Annotated in this window: 15 protein-coding genes; 1 reads left to right on the top strand and 14 read right to left on the bottom strand. The window is 71.6% G+C overall.

Features of this window, described 5'->3' with window-relative positions; all coding sequences use genetic code 11:
* Positions 1 to 140: 140 nt before the first annotated feature.
* Positions 141 to 407 (bottom strand): GlsB/YeaQ/YmgE family stress response membrane protein, encoded by a 267-nt coding sequence (locus ACH4UM_RS00755; RefSeq protein ID WP_398172112.1) that lies wholly within the window; start codon positions 405 to 407, stop codon positions 141 to 143.
* A gap of 196 nt (positions 408 to 603) precedes the next feature.
* Here ACH4UM_RS00755 and ACH4UM_RS00750 point away from each other — a divergent pair, with 196 nt between their 5' ends.
* Positions 604 to 1,866, top strand: coding sequence for an APC family permease (locus ACH4UM_RS00750; RefSeq protein ID WP_398172110.1), 1,263 nt, complete (start codon positions 604 to 606; stop codon positions 1,864 to 1,866).
* A 26-nt stretch (positions 1,867 to 1,892) separates the two neighbouring features.
* Here the strand turns inward: ACH4UM_RS00750 and ACH4UM_RS00745 are convergent, their stop codons facing one another.
* From ACH4UM_RS00745 to ACH4UM_RS00685, 13 genes are all read right to left on the bottom strand, one after another.
* Positions 1,893 to 2,456 carry an SMI1/KNR4 family protein gene (locus ACH4UM_RS00745; RefSeq protein WP_398172109.1) on the bottom strand — a complete coding sequence of 188 codons (564 nt, stop codon included), beginning with the start codon at positions 2,454 to 2,456 and terminating at the stop codon, positions 1,893 to 1,895.
* 75 nt (positions 2,457 to 2,531) lie between these two features.
* The gene (locus tag ACH4UM_RS00740; protein WP_398172107.1) at positions 2,532 to 2,924 is read right to left on the bottom strand and encodes a YccF domain-containing protein; all 393 of its coding nucleotides are present in this window, start codon (positions 2,922 to 2,924) and stop codon (positions 2,532 to 2,534) included.
* Positions 2,921 to 3,784 (bottom strand): zinc metalloprotease HtpX, encoded by an 864-nt coding sequence (gene htpX, locus ACH4UM_RS00735; protein WP_398172105.1) that lies wholly within the window; start codon positions 3,782 to 3,784, stop codon positions 2,921 to 2,923. The genes ACH4UM_RS00740 and htpX overlap by 4 nt, the downstream gene beginning before the upstream one ends.
* 242 nt (positions 3,785 to 4,026) lie before the next feature.
* Complete coding sequence (locus tag ACH4UM_RS00730; RefSeq protein WP_398172103.1) at positions 4,027 to 5,550, bottom strand: NADH-quinone oxidoreductase subunit N; 1,524 nt, start codon at positions 5,548 to 5,550, stop codon at positions 4,027 to 4,029.
* Positions 5,547 to 7,175 (bottom strand): NuoM family protein, encoded by a 1,629-nt coding sequence (locus ACH4UM_RS00725; RefSeq protein WP_398172101.1) that lies wholly within the window; start codon positions 7,173 to 7,175, stop codon positions 5,547 to 5,549. Before ACH4UM_RS00725 ends, ACH4UM_RS00730 begins: the two co-directional genes overlap by 4 nt.
* A gap of 6 nt (positions 7,176 to 7,181) precedes the next feature.
* Complete coding sequence (locus tag ACH4UM_RS00720) at positions 7,182 to 9,215, bottom strand: NADH-quinone oxidoreductase subunit L (RefSeq protein ID WP_398172099.1); 2,034 nt, start codon at positions 9,213 to 9,215, stop codon at positions 7,182 to 7,184.
* Entirely contained in the window at positions 9,212 to 9,613 is a 402-nt protein-coding gene (gene nuoK, locus ACH4UM_RS00715; RefSeq protein ID WP_398172097.1) for an NADH-quinone oxidoreductase subunit NuoK, read from the bottom strand. Before nuoK ends, ACH4UM_RS00720 begins: the two co-directional genes overlap by 4 nt.
* Positions 9,613 to 10,239, bottom strand: coding sequence for an NADH-quinone oxidoreductase subunit J (locus tag ACH4UM_RS00710; protein ID WP_398172095.1), 627 nt, complete (start codon positions 10,237 to 10,239; stop codon positions 9,613 to 9,615). Before ACH4UM_RS00710 ends, nuoK begins: the two co-directional genes overlap by 1 nt.
* On the bottom strand, positions 10,236 to 10,805 hold the full coding sequence (locus tag ACH4UM_RS00705) for a NuoI/complex I 23 kDa subunit family protein (protein WP_398172093.1): 570 nt from the start codon (positions 10,803 to 10,805) through the stop codon (positions 10,236 to 10,238). The genes ACH4UM_RS00710 and ACH4UM_RS00705 overlap by 4 nt, the downstream gene beginning before the upstream one ends.
* 2 nt (positions 10,806 to 10,807) lie before the next feature.
* On the bottom strand, positions 10,808 to 11,776 hold the full coding sequence (locus ACH4UM_RS00700; RefSeq protein WP_398172091.1) for an NADH-quinone oxidoreductase subunit H: 969 nt from the start codon (positions 11,774 to 11,776) through the stop codon (positions 10,808 to 10,810).
* Complete coding sequence (locus tag ACH4UM_RS00695; protein ID WP_398172089.1) at positions 11,773 to 13,398, bottom strand: NADH-quinone oxidoreductase subunit C; 1,626 nt, start codon at positions 13,396 to 13,398, stop codon at positions 11,773 to 11,775. The genes ACH4UM_RS00700 and ACH4UM_RS00695 overlap by 4 nt, the downstream gene beginning before the upstream one ends.
* The gene (locus ACH4UM_RS00690) at positions 13,395 to 14,093 is read right to left on the bottom strand and encodes an NADH-quinone oxidoreductase subunit B (protein ID WP_398172087.1); all 699 of its coding nucleotides are present in this window, start codon (positions 14,091 to 14,093) and stop codon (positions 13,395 to 13,397) included. Before ACH4UM_RS00690 ends, ACH4UM_RS00695 begins: the two co-directional genes overlap by 4 nt.
* Positions 14,084 to 14,476: an NADH-quinone oxidoreductase subunit A gene (locus tag ACH4UM_RS00685; protein WP_398173538.1), complete on the bottom strand. Its 393-nt coding sequence runs from the start codon at positions 14,474 to 14,476 to the stop codon at positions 14,084 to 14,086. Before ACH4UM_RS00685 ends, ACH4UM_RS00690 begins: the two co-directional genes overlap by 10 nt.
* Positions 14,477 to 14,676: the final 200 nt, after the last annotated feature.

The following is a 14,676-nucleotide window of genomic DNA, read 5'->3' as shown; positions in this document are numbered from 1 at the left end:
CGTACCGCGTACCCCGTATCCCGCGCCCGTGGGGCGCGGGGACGCGTGAGTACGAGGTGGGTACGAGGTGGGTATGAGGGAGGGTGGGCACCCGGGCGGTGCCCACCCTTCTCGCCTGCCGGCGGCTGGCCGGGGTGCGCTCAGTCGCGCGAATTGCCGAAGAGGATGCGGTAGGCGATCAGCAGCACGAGGGAGCCGCCGATCGCCGCGGCCCACGTGGCGCCGTCGTAGAAGTGCTTGGAGATCGGGTGGTGCAGCCAACGGGCCGAGATCCAGCCGCCGATGAAGGCGCCCGCGACACCGATGAGGGTCGTGCCGATGAAACCGCCCGGATCGCGGCCCGGCAACAGGAACTTCGCGATGGCCCCGGCCAACAGCCCGAGGATGATCCAGCTGATGATGCCCATGCCCTGAACCTGCCCTTCCACGCTGTGCCTGCACTGTCCCGGCGCTGTGATTCCGGTCCGGACAGGCTGTGCCCGCAGGCCATGCGTCTCTCGTCGTGCCGATGATCGTTCCCACCACACGACTGTTCGTACCGTGTTGATGAACAGGACGTCATGGCCACACCCGGTGGTTGCACCGGTCAGTAGGGTTCCGGCCATGACACGCTCCGCTGCCACGCCCGCGTCCGTCCCCGAGCTGCGGCGCACCCTGGGGGTCGGGGACGCCGTGGTCATCGGGCTCGGTTCGATGATCGGGGCCGGGATCTTCGCCGCCCTGGGCCCGGCGGCACGCGCGGCCGGCTCCGGGCTGCTGGCCGGTCTCGCGGTCGCCGCCGTGATCGCCTATTGCAACGCCACCTCCTCGGCCCGGCTGGCCGCCCGCTATCCGGCCTCGGGCGGCACTTATGTGTACGGGCGCGAGCGGCTCGGGGTGTTCTGGGGCTATCTCGCGGGCTGGGCGTTCGTGGTCGGCAAGACCGCCTCCTGTGCGGCGATGGCGCTCACCGTGGGCGCGTACGTGTGGCCGGGGCAGGCGCACGCGGTGGCGGTGGCCGCCGTGGTGGCGCTGACCGCGGTGAACTACGGCGGCATCCAGAAGTCCGCCTGGCTGACGCGGGTGATCGTGGCGGTGGTCCTGGCGGTCCTCGCTTCCGTGGTCGTGGCGTGTCTGGGCTCCGGTGCCTTTGACGCCGGGCGGCTGGCCATCGGCGGCTCGGCGGGCGCCGGCGGTGTACTGCAGGCGGCCGGGCTGCTCTTCTTCGCGTTCGCCGGGTACGCGCGGATCGCGACCCTCGGCGAGGAGGTACGGGACCCGGCGCGGACCATCCCCCGCGCGATCCCGCTCGCCCTGGGGATCACGCTGGCCGTGTACGTGTGTGTGGCGGTGGCTGTCCTTTCCGTGCTGGGCTCGGACGGGCTCGGGCACGCGGCCGCACCGCTGGCCGACGCCGTGCGGGTGGCGGGGGTGCCGGGGCTGGCGCCGGTGGTGCGGGCCGGTGCCGCCGTGGCCGCGCTGGGGTCGCTGCTCGCCCTGATCCTGGGCGTGTCGCGGACCACGCTGGCGATGGCCCGCGACCGGCATCTGCCGGGTGCGCTGGCCGCCGTGCACCCCCGCTTCCAGGTTCCGCACCGGGCGGAGCCGGCCGTGGGCGCGGTGGTCGCCGTCCTGGCCGCCACGGTGGACGTCCGGGGCGCGATCGGCTTCTCCTCCTTCGGTGTGCTGGCGTACTACGCGGTGGCCAACGCCTCGGCCTGGACCCTCGATCCGGCCCCGGCCCGCCGGGTGGCTCCGGTGGTGGGGTTCATCGGGTGCGTGACGCTGGCCTTCGCGCTGCCCTGGATCTCCGTGGTGGTGGGCGCAGGGGTCGTTGCGGTGGGCGCGGCCGTCTACGGCGTGAGGCAGTGGGTGGCGGCGCGGTAGCCACCCGTGTGTGCGCGCTCCACCGGTCAGGCCTTGGCAGATGCCGTGCGTATGCGGAACTCCGTCCAGGGCGCCATCTCGAACTCCTCGCCCGCCTCGTCGTACCAGCCGGTGCCGTCGACCCAGGCCTGCAGCCAGTCGGCGAGGCCGGCGGCGTCCACGTACCAGGCGCGGTCCGGGTCGCCGGGGTTGGGCTCGAAGAGGAGCACGGTGGCTTCCGGGGAGCGGCAGTCCACACACGCGTACATCGCGCAGCCCCAGTGGGATATCGGCAGCACTCCCTCGGGCCAGGGCCAGTCGGGGTCCTCGCTGCCCTGCGCACGGTTGGCGAGGTACTGGGTGACAGCGGCCGGCTCACCGGCCGGCGGGCTGTCGAGCAGGGGCAGCAGGCCGTACTCCGGGCCGAAGCCGCCGTCGCCTATCCGCACGTACAGACCAGCGAGCAACGGGGGCAGCCGGAAGCCCAGCGCCGCCTCGGCGCGGGACAGCGTGGCCGCGTCCACGGGGGCGGGAAGAGAAGTCCAGCCCCACGGACGGGTGTCGCGGGCCTTGGCCGCCACCCGTGTCAGCAACTGCTCGTGCTCGGTCATGGGTTCATCATGCAGGCCGCCACTGACAACCGGTCCGGCCTGTGGACAACTCGTGCGTTGTGGACGACGGGCCCGTCAGCGCGTGGCGAACGGCTCGTCCGTGCGCACGATTTCACGGCCCAGCGGGAGCAGCGAGACCGGGATCAGTTTGAAGTTGGCGATGCCGAACGGGATGCCGATGATCGTGACGCACAGCGCGATGCCCGTGACGATGTGGGTCAGCGCCAGCCACCAGCCCGCGAGCAGCAGCCACAGGACGTTGCCGACGCAGGACGGGGCGCCCGCGTCAGGGCGCTCGACCGTGGTGTACCCGAAGGGCCACAGGGCGTAGACGCCGATTCGGAACGAAGCGATGCCGAACGGAATGCCGATCACCGTGATGCACAGGAGCACACCGGCGAGGAGGTAGCCGAGGAACAGCCAGAAGCCGCTGAGGACCAGCCAGATGAGGTTGAGGATTGTTTTCATTGGTGGCGACCTGCCATCTGTTCGAGTCGGGCGATCCGCTCCGCCATGGGCGGGTGCGTGGAGAACATCTTCGAAAGGCCCTGGCCCGGGCGGAAGGGGTTCGCGATCATCATGTGGCTCGCGGTCTCGATGCGCGGCTCGGGGGGCAGCGGGAGCTGCTGGGTGCCCACTTCGAGCTTGCGCAGGGCGCCGGCGAGGGCGAGCGGGTCGCCGGTGATTCGAGCGCCGGACGCGTCGGCCTCGTACTCCCGTGAGCGGCTGATGGCCAGTTGGATGACCGTGGCCGCGAGCGGGCCGAGAATCATGATCAGCAGCAGGCCGACGAAGCCGGGGCCGTCGTCGTCGTCCGAGCGGCCGATGGGGATCAGCCAGGCGAAGTTGACCAGGAACATGATCACGGAGGCGAGGGCGCCGGCGACGGAGGAGATCAGGATGTCGCGGTTGTAGACGTGGCTGAGTTCGTGGCCGATGACCCCGCGCAGTTCGCGCTCGTCCAGGATGCGCAGGATGCCCTCCGTGCAGCACACGGCGGCGTTGCGCGGGTTGCGGCCGGTCGCGAAGGCGTTCGGTGCCTCCGTCGGGGAGATGTACAGGCGGGGCATGGGCTGGCGGGCCTGGGTGGAGAGCTCGCGGACCATCCGGTAGAGCGCCGGGGCCTCGAACTCGCTGACCGGGCGGGCGCGCATCGCGCGGAGGGCCAGCTTGTCGCTGTTCCAGTACGCGTACGCGTTGGTGCCGATGGCGACGAGGACCGCGACGATCAGGCCGGTGCGGCCGAAGAAGCTGCCGATGACGATGATGAGTGCGGACAGTCCCCCGAGGAGTACTGCGGTCCTGAGCCCGTTGTGCCGGCGGTGCACGGTACGCCCTCCAAGTGGTGCGGCAGGGGAACCCTTCGCTTGCTGCTGTGCGGTGCCACTGGTGTCGTGACGTGTCGTGGTGTCACGTCCAGTGGACCCTTCCGTACTGGTCAACGCCAGGCGAGAGCCCCTGGTTCCCTGGTGCGTGCGAAGGCGCGCGGGCCGTCCGGGTGAGCGGGGCACCGGGCGGCACGCGCGCGTGGCGGTCGAGTGCCCCACGCGCGGGTCCTGACGCCCGGGGTTCAGAACAGGCCGCTGCCCGCGAAGCGCAGCACCAGTTGGGGGGCGCCGGAGAGGACGATGCCGAGGACGGCCGTCAAGGTGATGGCAGCCGTGAGGGGGGCCGGCGCGCGGTGCCGGACGGGTTCGCCCACGGGGGCACGGAACAGCAGGGCCGTCCACTGGAGGTAGTAGAACAGCGCGATGACGACGTTGACCGCCATGACGACGGCGAGCCAGCCGAGTCCGGCGCCGACGGCCGCGGAGAAGACGGTGACCTTCGCGAAGAGGCCGATGACACCCGGGGGCAGCCCGGCCAGGCACAGCAGGAAGAAGGCCATGAGGAGGGCGGTCAGGGGGTTCGTGGCGTACAGGCCGCGGTAGTCGGTGATGCGGTTGCGGGTCCTGGTGCGGCCCACGAGCGCGGCCACGGCGAAGGCGCCGAGGTTCACGGCGGCGTACATGAGGGCGTACGCCACGGTGGAGCCGATCGCCTTCTGGGCGTCCTTGGAGTACCCGGCCGCGGCGATCGGCACCAGGAGGTATCCGGCCTGACCGACGGAGGACCAGGCGAGCAGCCGGACCGCGCTGTACGCGCGCGTGGCCTGCTGGCGGAGGGCACCGACGTTACCGACGGTCATGGTGAGCGCGGCGAGCGCGGCGAGCGCGGGGCCCCAGACGCCGGCGTACGACGGGAAGGCGACGACGGTGACGAGGATCAGGCCGGTGAAGCCGACCGCCTTGCCGACGACCGACAGGTAGGCGGCGATCGGCAGGGGCGCGCCCACATAGGTGTCGGGCACCCAGAAATGGAAGGGGACGGCGGCGGTCTTGAAGGCGAAGCCGACGAGGGTGAGGACGACACCGGTCTGGGCGAGGGTGTGGAGCTGTCCGTCGACGTGCTGGAGGCGGTCGGCGACCTGGGTGAGGTAGAGGGTGCCGGTGGAGGCGTAGACGAAGCTGATGCCCATCAGGCTGACGGCGGTGGCGGTGACCGACGACAGGAAGAACTTCAGGGCCGCGTCGGAGGACTTCCGGTCGCCGTGCCTCAGGCCGACGAGGGCGAAGGCGGGCAGGGAGGCGACCTCCAGGGCGACGATGAGTGTGGCCAGGTCGCGGGAGGCGGGCAGGAGTGCGGCTCCGGCGGCGGAGGACAGCAGCAGGAACCAGTACTCCCCCTCGGGGAGTCCCCCGCGCGCGTCCTTCAGCGCGGTGACGGACAGCAGGGCGGCGAGGAGGGCGCCGCCGAGGACCAGGAACTGGATGACGAGGGTGAAGTGGTCCGCGGTGTAGCTGCAGACGTCGGGGTGGCCGGCCAGGCAGAAGGTGCTGCGGTCGCCGTCGAGGAGGGGCAGCAGCAACAGCGCGGAGGCGGCGAGCCCGGCGACCGAGATCCAGCCGAGGACGGGCTTGCGCGCCTCGGGCAGGAAGAGGTCGGCGACGAGCGCCACGAGGGCGGCCACCGCGGTGAGGGTTGGCGGCGCGATGGCGAGCCAGTCGACGGACTGGACCGCCGACGCTGCCAGTGGCTGGGCCAGGGCGCTCATCGGGTGCCTCCTGCGAGGAGCTGCTGCACGGCCGGGTCGGTGAGCCCGAGCAGGGCCTTCGGCCAGAGCCCGGCGACGACGGTGAGAACCACCAGTGGGGTCCAGGCCGCGAACTCGTAACTGCGGACGTCGGCCAGTTGTGGAGCGTCCTGCGCCGGCGTGCCCATGCAGACCCGGCGGACCACGACGAGCATGTAGGCGGCGGTCAGCAGGGTGCCGAACGCGCCGATCGCCATGAACGTGAGGAAGGCGGGCCGGCTGAGATCGGCGGCGGGCTTGAACGCGCCGAACAGGGCGAGCATCTCGCCCCAGAAGCCGGCCAGGCCCGGCAGTCCGAGCGAGGCGACCGCGCCGAAGGCGAGCAGGCCGCCCAGGCGCGGCGCCTTGCCGTACAGCGCGGCCCCCGACTCGAATGGATCCGGCGCGGCGGAGCCGCTCGTTGAGGGGCGGTGGCCGGGCGACTGGAGGGCCAGCGTGTCGAGGTCGGTGGTGCCGGTGCGGTCCTTGAGCGCGCCGACCAGGAAGAAGAGCAGGCCGGTGATGAGGCCGTGGGCGATGTTGGCGAACAGTGCGCCGTTCACACCCGTCGGGGTCGTCGTGGCGATACCGAGGAGCACGAAGCCCATGTGGCCCACGGAGGAGTAGGCGATGAGTCGTTTGAGGTCGCCCTTGGCGCCGCGTTTGGCGAGGGCGAGGCAGGCCAGGGATCCGTAGATGATCCCGACGACGGCGAGGGCGGCGAGGTAGGGAGCGAAGGTGTGGAAGCCGTGCGGAGCGACCGGCAGCAGAATCCGGACGAATCCGTACGTACCCATCTTCAACAGGACACCGGCCAGCAGGACCGAGCCGACGGTCGGCGCTGCGGTGTGGGCGTCCGGCAGCCAGCTGTGCAGCGGCCACATCGGCGTCTTGACCGCGAGCCCGATCCCGATCGCCAGAACGGCGATGACCTGCACGGATGCGGTCAGTGACCGGCCGTTGTCAGTGGCGAGTGCGACCATGTCGAATGTGCCGGCCTTGATCCCGATCAGGAGCAGGCCGAGCAGCATGACGACCGAGCCGAGCAGGGTGTAGAGGATGAACCGCCAGGCCGCGGCCTGGCGGCCCTCGCCGCCCCAGCGGGCGATGAGGAAGTACATCGGGATGAGCACCGTCTCGAACGCGAGGAAGAACAGCAGCAGATCGAGGACGGAGAAGGTCGCGAGGGTGCCGGACTCGAGGAGGAGCACCAGCGCGACGAAGGCCTTCGGGGTGGGTCCCGCAGGTGTCTTGAAGTAGGAGTACAGCGCGCAGAGGAAGGTCAGCAGCGCGGTCAGGACGACGAGGGGGAGGGAGATGCCGTCGATGCCGAGGTGGATGCGCACGTGGAGTGCGGGGATCCAGCTGATGTCGGTCGTGGCCTGCATCTTCGACGGGTGGTCGTGGTCGAAGCCGAGCGCGAGGACGAACGTGGCGACGAGGACCGCGCCGGTGACGGTCACACCGTGCCGGAGTACGGCCTGCTCGGGCGACTTCCCCTTCAGTCCGGGGGGCGCGGGCAGGAGAGCGGCGAGCGCCCCGAGGAGCGGGCCGACTACGACGAATGCCAGAAGGAACTGCATCACGGACTCGCTGATATCGATCACGCCTGCTCACGCTCCCGCGGCGACGAGGACGACGGCGACCGCCAGGACGACGGTGCCGGCGAGCAGCGCGCTCACATAGGTCTGCACATTGCCGGTCTGGGCCCGCCGTACGGCGGCCCCGAGCAGCCGGGGTACGGCCGCCGCACCGTGTACGTAGGTCTCGACGACCTCCCGGTCGAGGAACCGCACGAGACTCGCTCCGGCCAGGATCGGGCGGACGAAGAGGGCCGCGTACACGGTGTCGAGGTGGAAGCCGGCGGCCGCGGGGCGGTGCAGCGGACCGAGCAGCAGCCGTCCGGGGTCCGCGGGGTCGGGAGCGTAGGCGATGTCCCCGTAGGCCGGCTTGTGGCTGGCGATGGCCTCGGCCTCGACGATTCCGGCGCCGGCCTCCGGGTGGGCCGCGACCGCGCCAAGGGGGTACCCCCTGCTCGAGGGAAGCCGAGAGCTTGGGGGCGGGACGCGGGCCGCGAGCGCGGTGGTGTGCCGCCAGGCGCCGTAGCTGACGATGCCGCCGGCCAGGGCCAGGCCCGTGCCGAGGACGGAGGTGGTCAGGGTCGGGGCGAGACCGAGACCGTCGAACCAGTCGGGCAGCACGCGGAACGCGAGGCCGCCGAAGGCGAGGGACGGTACGGCGAGCACCCAGAGCACGGCGTTCATGACCAGGGGCTGCTTGCCGTGGTCGGGGGCCTCGGCGCCCCGGCCGCGGAAGGCCAGCAGCCACAGGCGCATCGCGTACGCGGCGGTGAGCAGAGCGGTGAGGAGGCCGGTGACGAGGACGATCCAGCCCGCCGCGCCGGGGGCGCGGCCGGTGTGGCCGGTGGCGACGTGCTCTGCGGCGCCGAGGACGGACTCCTTGGAGAAGAAGCCGCTGAAGGGAGGGATCGCGGCGAGCGCGAGGAGCGCCACGGTCATCGTCCAGTAGGCGTCCGGGACGCGGTCGCGCAGATTGCTCATGCGGGACATGGCGGCCAGCGAGTTGGTGCCGGCGGCGTGGATGATCACGCCGGCCGCGAGGAAGAGCAGCGCCTTGAAGGCGCCGTGGGACAGGAGGTGGAAGACGGCCGCGCCGCGGTCGCCGACGGCGAGCGCGCCGGTCATGTAGCCGAGCTGGCCCATCGTGGAGTAGGCGAGGACGCGCTTGATGTCGTCCTGGGCGAGCGCGGCGAGTCCCGAGCCGGCCATCGTCACGCCGGCCATGCAGGCCAGGACGATCATCGCGGCCGAGGATGCCTGGAAGACGGGGAGGAGACGGGCGACGAAGTAGACACCCGCGGCGACCATCGTCGCGGCGTGGATCAGCGCGGAGACGGGCGTCGGGCCCGCCATGGCGTCGGGGAGCCAGGTGTGCAGCGGGAACTGCGCCGACTTGCCCGCGACGCCCGCGAGGAGCAGCAGGGCGATCACAGTCGGGTGGTGCAGCCCGCCGCTCGCGACGGTGCCGAGGACCTTGGTGATCTGGAAGGACCCGGCGGCGGTGCCCAGCGCGAACAGACCGATCAGGAAGGGGACGTCGCCGAGCTTGGTGACCAGAAAGGCCTTGATGGAGGCGGCGCGGGCCTCGGGGGTCTCCCAGTAGTGGCCGACCAGGAAGTAGGAGCAGATGCCCATGACTTCCCAGCCGACCAGCAGCACGATCAGGTCGCCGGAGTAGACGACGAGCAGCATGGCGGAGGTGAACAGGGAGACGAGAGCGGCGTACGAGGGGTAGCGCGGATCGTCACGCAGATAGCCCGTCGAGTAGATCTGCACGCAGGTGGCGACGACGCCGACCAGGACGGCGACGAGAGCGGCGAAGCCATCGATGTACAGGGCGAGTTCGATGGGCACCGAGCCGGTGGGCGTGAGCTCGGTGGCCGCGTCGACGGCCCGGCCGCCGCCCTGGTCCGCGGCGACCAGGACGGCCAGCACGAGGGACGCGAGGGTCGGCAGGACGGCGAGCGGGCGGGTGAAGCCGGGTGCCGTGCGGCCGAGGAGGAGGCCGGCCACGGCGCCGAGGAACGGAAGGAGAGGAACGAGGACGGCGAGGGTGGTCGTGGTCACGCGGTGGCCTCAGCCTTCTCAGCGTCCTGCGCGATCGCGGCGGCGTCGCTGCCGGGGCCGTCGTCGGAGTCGTCGCCGGGGCCCTCGGCGGCGTCGCGGAGCCGGTCGATGTCCGAGGTGCCGCGGTTGCGGTACACGGCGAGGACGATCGCCAGGCCGATGCCGATCTCTGCGGCGGCGATGGCGATGGTGAACAGGGTCAGGGCCTGGCCGGAGTGCAGGGTCTCGCGGGCGGCCTTGCTCAGCCAGACGTCGAAGGCGACCAGGTTGAGGTTGACCGCGTTGAGCATGAGCTCGACGGACATCAGGACCAGGATCGCGTTGCGGCGGGCCAGGACACCGTACAGGCCCGTGCAGAAGAGCAGGGCGGAGAGCACGGCGGGATAGGCGAGGTGCATCAGCGGACACCTTCCTCGGCGGTCCGGCCGCCGCGGGCACCCGGGAGCTCGGGGGCCGCCGCGTCCGCCTTCGCCTTGCGGGACAGGACGATCGCGCCGACCAGGGCGGCGAGAAGGAGGACGGACAGCGCCTCGAAGGGGAGGACCCAGTTCTGGAAAAGGCTGGCACCGGTGACCTTCGTCGAGCCGGCGGCGGCGCCGTCCAAGTCGATCCAGGTGGTGCGGAAGGCGTCGACGACCACCCAGACCAGGGCGGCCGCGGCGGCAACGGCCACGGTGAGGGCGGCCCAGCGGTTGCCGGAGTCGGCGTCCGGGGAGCGGCCGATGGGGGCCTTGGTGAGCATCAGACCGAACAGGAGGAGGACGACGACGGAACCGACGTAGATGAGGACCTGCACCCAGGCGATGAACTCGGCCGTGAGCAGGAGGTACTCGACGGCGAGACCACCAAGGGCCACCACCAGCCACAGGGCGGCGTGCACCAGCTGCCGGGTGGTCACGGTGACGAGTGCGGCGCCGAAGGTGGCCAGGCCGACGAGGAGGAAGGCGATCTCGACGCCGGTCGGGGAGAGGAAGCCGTGGGTTTCGGTGGCAGCCGTGGCCAGCGCGAAGGAAGCGGGACTCACGCGTCTTCCTCCCGGGGCTCGGCCTGCGCGGACTGCTCGGCCTGCGCGGCCGCCAGCTTCTCGGCGGTCTTGCGGGCGGCGGCGATCTCCTTGGGTTCCTCCGCGCCGGGGTCGAGGGCGGGCGGAGCCGGGACCGTCCACATCCACTCCCGCAGCTTGTCGCGCTCGTGGGTGAGGTCGCGGATGTCGGTCTCGGCGTACTCGAACTCCGGGGACCAGAACAGGGCGTCGAAAGGACACACCTCGATGCAGATACCGCAGTACATGCACAGGGAGAAGTCGATGGCGAAGCGGTCGAGGACATTGCGGCTGCGTTCACGGCCGCCGGGGGCCGCCGCCGGGATCGTCTCCTTGTGGGAGTCGATGTAGATGCACCAGTCCGGGCACTCGCGGGCGCACAGCATGCAGACCGTGCAGTTCTCCTCGAACAGCCCGATGACGCCACGCGTGCGGGGCGGGAGGTCGGGCTGGGCGTCCGGGTACTGCTCGGTGACGGTCTTCTTCGTCATCGTGCGCAGGGTGACGGCCAGGCCCTTGGCGAGGCCGGAGCCAGGGATGGGAGCCATGGTTACGAGATCACCACCTTGACGATGCCGGTGAGGGCGATCTGGGCGAGGGAGAGGGGGACGAGGAGGGTCCAGGAGAGTTTCTGCAGCTGGTCCTCGCGCAGCCGGGGGTAGGTGACGCGCAGCCAGATGACGACGAAGGCGAGGACGGCCGTCTTCAGCAGGGTCCACACCCAGCCGAGGCCGTCGGCGCCCCAGGGGCCGTGCCAGCCGCCCAGGAAGAGAACGGTGGTCAGGCCGCACAGGACGACGATTCCGGCGTACTCGGCGAGGAGGAACAGGGCGAAACGCAGGCCGGTGTACTCGGTGTACGCGCCGAAGATGATCTCCGAGTCGGCCACGGGCATGTCGAAGGGCGGGCGCTGCAGTTCGGCCAGGCCGGCGATGAAGAAGACGAGCGCGCCGACGATCTGCCAGGGCAGCCACCACCAGTGGAAGGCGTGCAGGATGCCGGGCAGGGAGACCGTGCCGGCCGCCATCGCCACGGAGGCGGCGGCGAGCAGCATCGGGAGCTCGTAGGCGAGGAGCTGGGCGGCGGTGCGCAGGCCGCCGAGGAGGGAGAACTTATTGGCGGAGGCCCAGCCCGCCATGAGCGAGCCGAGGACGCCCACGCCCATCACGGCGAGCACGAAGAAGATGCCCGCGTCGAGGACCTGGCCGACGTCGCCCTGGCCGGGGCCGATCGGGATGGCGAACAGCACGAGGAGGTACGGCAGGAGGGCCACGGCGGGAGCGAGCTGGAAGATGCGGCGGTCCGCGCCCGCCGGGACCACGTCCTCCTTCTGCGCGAACTTCACGCCGTCCGCGACGAGCTGGGCCCAGCCGTGGAAGCCACCGGCGTACATGGGACCGAGGCGGCCCTGCATGTGGGCCATGACCTTGTGCTCGGTCTGCCCCACGATCAGGGGGAAGGTGAGGAAGACCACGAAGACGATCAGGAGTCGCAGGGCGACGTCGACCGCGTCGTTCACTGCGGGCCTCCTTCGGTCTCGTCAGGCGTGTCGCGGGTACTGGGGGTGTCGCGGGTACCGGGAGTCTCGCTGGTACCAGGAGTCTCGCTGGTACCGGTGGTGTCAGGGGTGTCGTCCTCGGGCTTGCGCCTCGGTTTCGGCTCGGGTTCGTCGAACGCCGGGCGGGCGTGGTGCCAGGGGGCGTCCGAGCCGCGTGGGGCGGCGGGCGAGGCGGGCGACTTGGGCGCGTTCGCCTGCTCGCGTTGCGAGGCCGACCCCCCGGACTCGGTGCGCGCACGGCGTGGCGGCCGGGCCGCCGGTGGTGCTCCGGAGGACGCTCCCCCGGGCGTCCCGGACTCCTCGGGCCCTTCGATCCCCTTGGCTCCCTCGATCTCCTTGGTCCCCTCGATCCCCTTGGCCCCCTCGATCTCCTTGGTCCCCTCGATCCCCTTGGCCCCCTCGATCCCCTTGGCCCCCTCGATCCCCTTGGCCCCCTCGATCTCCTTGGCTCCCTCGGCCTCCTCCGCCGGAGCGACCGGACCGACCGGTTCCTGCACCACCGATGCCTCCGTGGCCGGCCCTTCGGCCGCCGGGGGCCGCGGCGCGGCGCCTTCGGCCACGGCCCGCGTCTCTGCCGCGGCGCCCTCGGGCGCCGGCGTGACGCTGTCACTCGCCGCCCCGCCGGCCTCCGTGGCCTCGGTACGGGGTGCCGTCTGGCTCACCGACCCCTGGCTCGCGCTGCGCATCCGGCGCGGCCGGGCAGCGGCAGTCCCCGGAGCCGCACCCTGCGGCGAGACCTCACCTGCCCCCGCCGTCCCAGCGCCATCGGCTACACCGGCGGCACCGGCGGCACCGGCGGCTTCACTGGCTCCCGCCGCCTCCGCAACCCCATCGGCCCCATCGGCCTCACGGGCTCCACCGGCCCCAGCAGCTCCCGCCGGCGCACCCGCCTGGCTCGCCGAGCCCTCCGCTGCCGTGCGGGTACGGCGCACCGGCCGGTCGCCCGCCGCGCGGGCCGGACGTTCGCCCGCAGCCCGGCCGGCGCCCCTGGCCGGGCGGGCCGGCGCGGGTGGCAGCTGGCCCTTCAAGGGGCCCCACTCGTTGGGGTCGGGGACGCCCGGCGGCAGCATCTGCCGGCGCTTGGGGCCACCGTGGTCCGATTCGCCCGGTTCCTTGGCTCCCGGCCAGGCCTTGGCCACACGGGATGCGAGGACGAAGTCCTTGCGGAGGGGGTGGCCCTCGAAGGTCTCGGGGAGGAGGAGGTGGTCCAGGGCGGGGTGGCCCTCGAAGCCGATGCCGAACATCTCGTGCGTCTCGCGTTCGTGCCAGGCCGCGCCCGCGTAGACCTCCACCGCGGTGGGCAGGACCGGCGCCTCGTGCGCAACCGTCGTACGCAGCAGCAGGCGCCGTACCGGAGCGAGGGCCACGACGTGGGCCGAGACGCGGAAGCCCGTGCCCGGTTCGTCGACGGCGCTCAGCCAGTCGAAGTAGGTGCAGCCCAGTTCGTCGCGGGCGGTCAGCAGGGCGGACACCCACGCGCTCGGCGGTACGTCGACCGTCAGGACCTCGTAGGACTCCTCCGCCGTGGCCTCTTCGCCGAAGAGCTCCTCGGCGGGCGCGGGCAGCCAGCCGGCACCGCTCATCGTGCGTCCTCCTCGCCGGCGGTTCCCGCGGCGGTTCCGGCGGCGGTTCCCGCGGCGGTTCCGGCGGCAGCTTCGGCGGCCGTTCCGGCGGCCGGTGGCCGCACGAGCCCGCTCTGCAGCGCAGCCGTCGAAGGACGCGCCGTCCCGGTCGCGTACCGCTCCCCGAGCGACTCCCGGGCGATCTTCTCCTGGAGCTTCAGGATGCCCTGGAGCAGCGCCTCCGGACGCGGCGGGCAGCCGGGGACGTAGACGTCCACCGGGATGATCTGGTCGACGCCCTTGGTGACGGAGTAAGAGTCCCAGTACGGGCCGCCGCAGTTGGAGCAGGCGCCGAAGGAGATCACGTACTTCGGCTCGGGCATCTGTTCGTACAGGCGCTTCACCGCCGGAGCCATCTTGTCCGTGACCGTGCCCGACACCACCATCAGGTCGGCCTGGCGCGGCCCGGGCGCGAAGGGAATCACGCCGAGCCGGATGAAGTCGTGGCGGGCCATCGACGCGGCGATGAACTCGATCGCACAGCAGGCGAGGCCGAAGTTGAAGACCCAGAGCGAGTACCGGCGGCCCCAGTTCAGGACCACCTTCATCGGCTCCGGGGCGAGCCGGGCGAGCGCGCCCAGCCGCTTCGGCTCGGGCAGGAGCTCGGGCGGCGGCACCGGCTCGAAAACCGCTGAAGTGGGGGGGTTCACGTCCATGCCAGGACGCCCTTCTTGTATGCGTACAGCAGGCCCACGGCCAGGAAGCCGAGGAAGATGAACATCTCCACGAGCGTCGCCGCGCCGTAGCCGGGGGCGGCGAACACCGTCGCCCAGGGGAACAGGAAGATCGAGTCGACGGCGAAGATCACGTACAGGAACGCGTAGACGTAGTAGCGCACCTGGGTGTGGGCCCAGCCCTCGCCGACGGGGTCGACGCCGCACTCGTACGTCAGGAGTTTCTCCGGGGTGGGGACCACCGGGCGCAGCAGGCGGCCCGCTCCGAACGCGACGGCGACGAACAGCACGCCCACGACGGCGAGCAGTCCGACAGCCGAATAGGAGTGGAAGTAGTCCGCCGCCACGACGGTCGACCCCCGCAACGTCTCCCACAACGTCTCAGGCACCGTCCGTCCCTCGCTCCCTGGCCTCGTGTTGTTCGACGATCTGTACGCACGGGAGTCTAGGCCCTGATAAAGAGAGGGTAAGCAGCCCGTCACACCGTGAGACGCGGGGGTGGGGTTTTCCCCAGCCGGCCAGGGCGGCCGACCTCATGGCGCGGTGCCGCGCCGCGCGGCACGCT

Origin of the sequence: Streptomyces sp. NPDC020801, from assembly GCF_044334385.1 — a bacterium.
Classification (GTDB): domain Bacteria; phylum Actinomycetota; class Actinomycetes; order Streptomycetales; family Streptomycetaceae; genus Streptomyces.
The sequence above is the reverse complement of the archived record's forward strand: the minus strand, read 5'-3'. Positions and strand labels throughout refer to the sequence as shown.

Bases quoted from the DNA above. Each gene is read 5' to 3' on its own strand.
- ACH4UM_RS00695 (WP_398172089.1), bottom strand. From the start codon at position 13,398: ATGAGCGGTGCCGGCTGGCTGCCCGCGCCCGCCGAGGAGCTCTTCGGC.
- ACH4UM_RS00740 (WP_398172107.1), bottom strand. From the start codon at position 2,924: ATGAAAACAATCCTCAACCTCATCTGGCTGGTCCTCAGCGGCTTCTGG.
- ACH4UM_RS00755 (WP_398172112.1), bottom strand. From the start codon at position 407: ATGGGCATCATCAGCTGGATCATCCTCGGGCTGTTGGCCGGGGCCATC.
- ACH4UM_RS00705 (WP_398172093.1), bottom strand. From the start codon at position 10,805: ATGGCTCCCATCCCTGGCTCCGGCCTCGCCAAGGGCCTGGCCGTCACC.
- nuoK (WP_398172097.1), bottom strand. From the start codon at position 9,613: ATGCACCTCGCCTATCCCGCCGTGCTCTCCGCCCTGCTCTTCTGCACG.
- ACH4UM_RS00690 (WP_398172087.1), bottom strand. From the start codon at position 14,093: ATGGACGTGAACCCCCCCACTTCAGCGGTTTTCGAGCCGGTGCCGCCG.
- ACH4UM_RS00750 (WP_398172110.1), top strand. From the start codon at position 604: ATGACACGCTCCGCTGCCACGCCCGCGTCCGTCCCCGAGCTGCGGCGC.
- ACH4UM_RS00745 (WP_398172109.1), bottom strand. From the start codon at position 2,456: ATGACCGAGCACGAGCAGTTGCTGACACGGGTGGCGGCCAAGGCCCGC.
- ACH4UM_RS00730 (WP_398172103.1), bottom strand. From the start codon at position 5,550: ATGAGCGCCCTGGCCCAGCCACTGGCAGCGTCGGCGGTCCAGTCCGTC.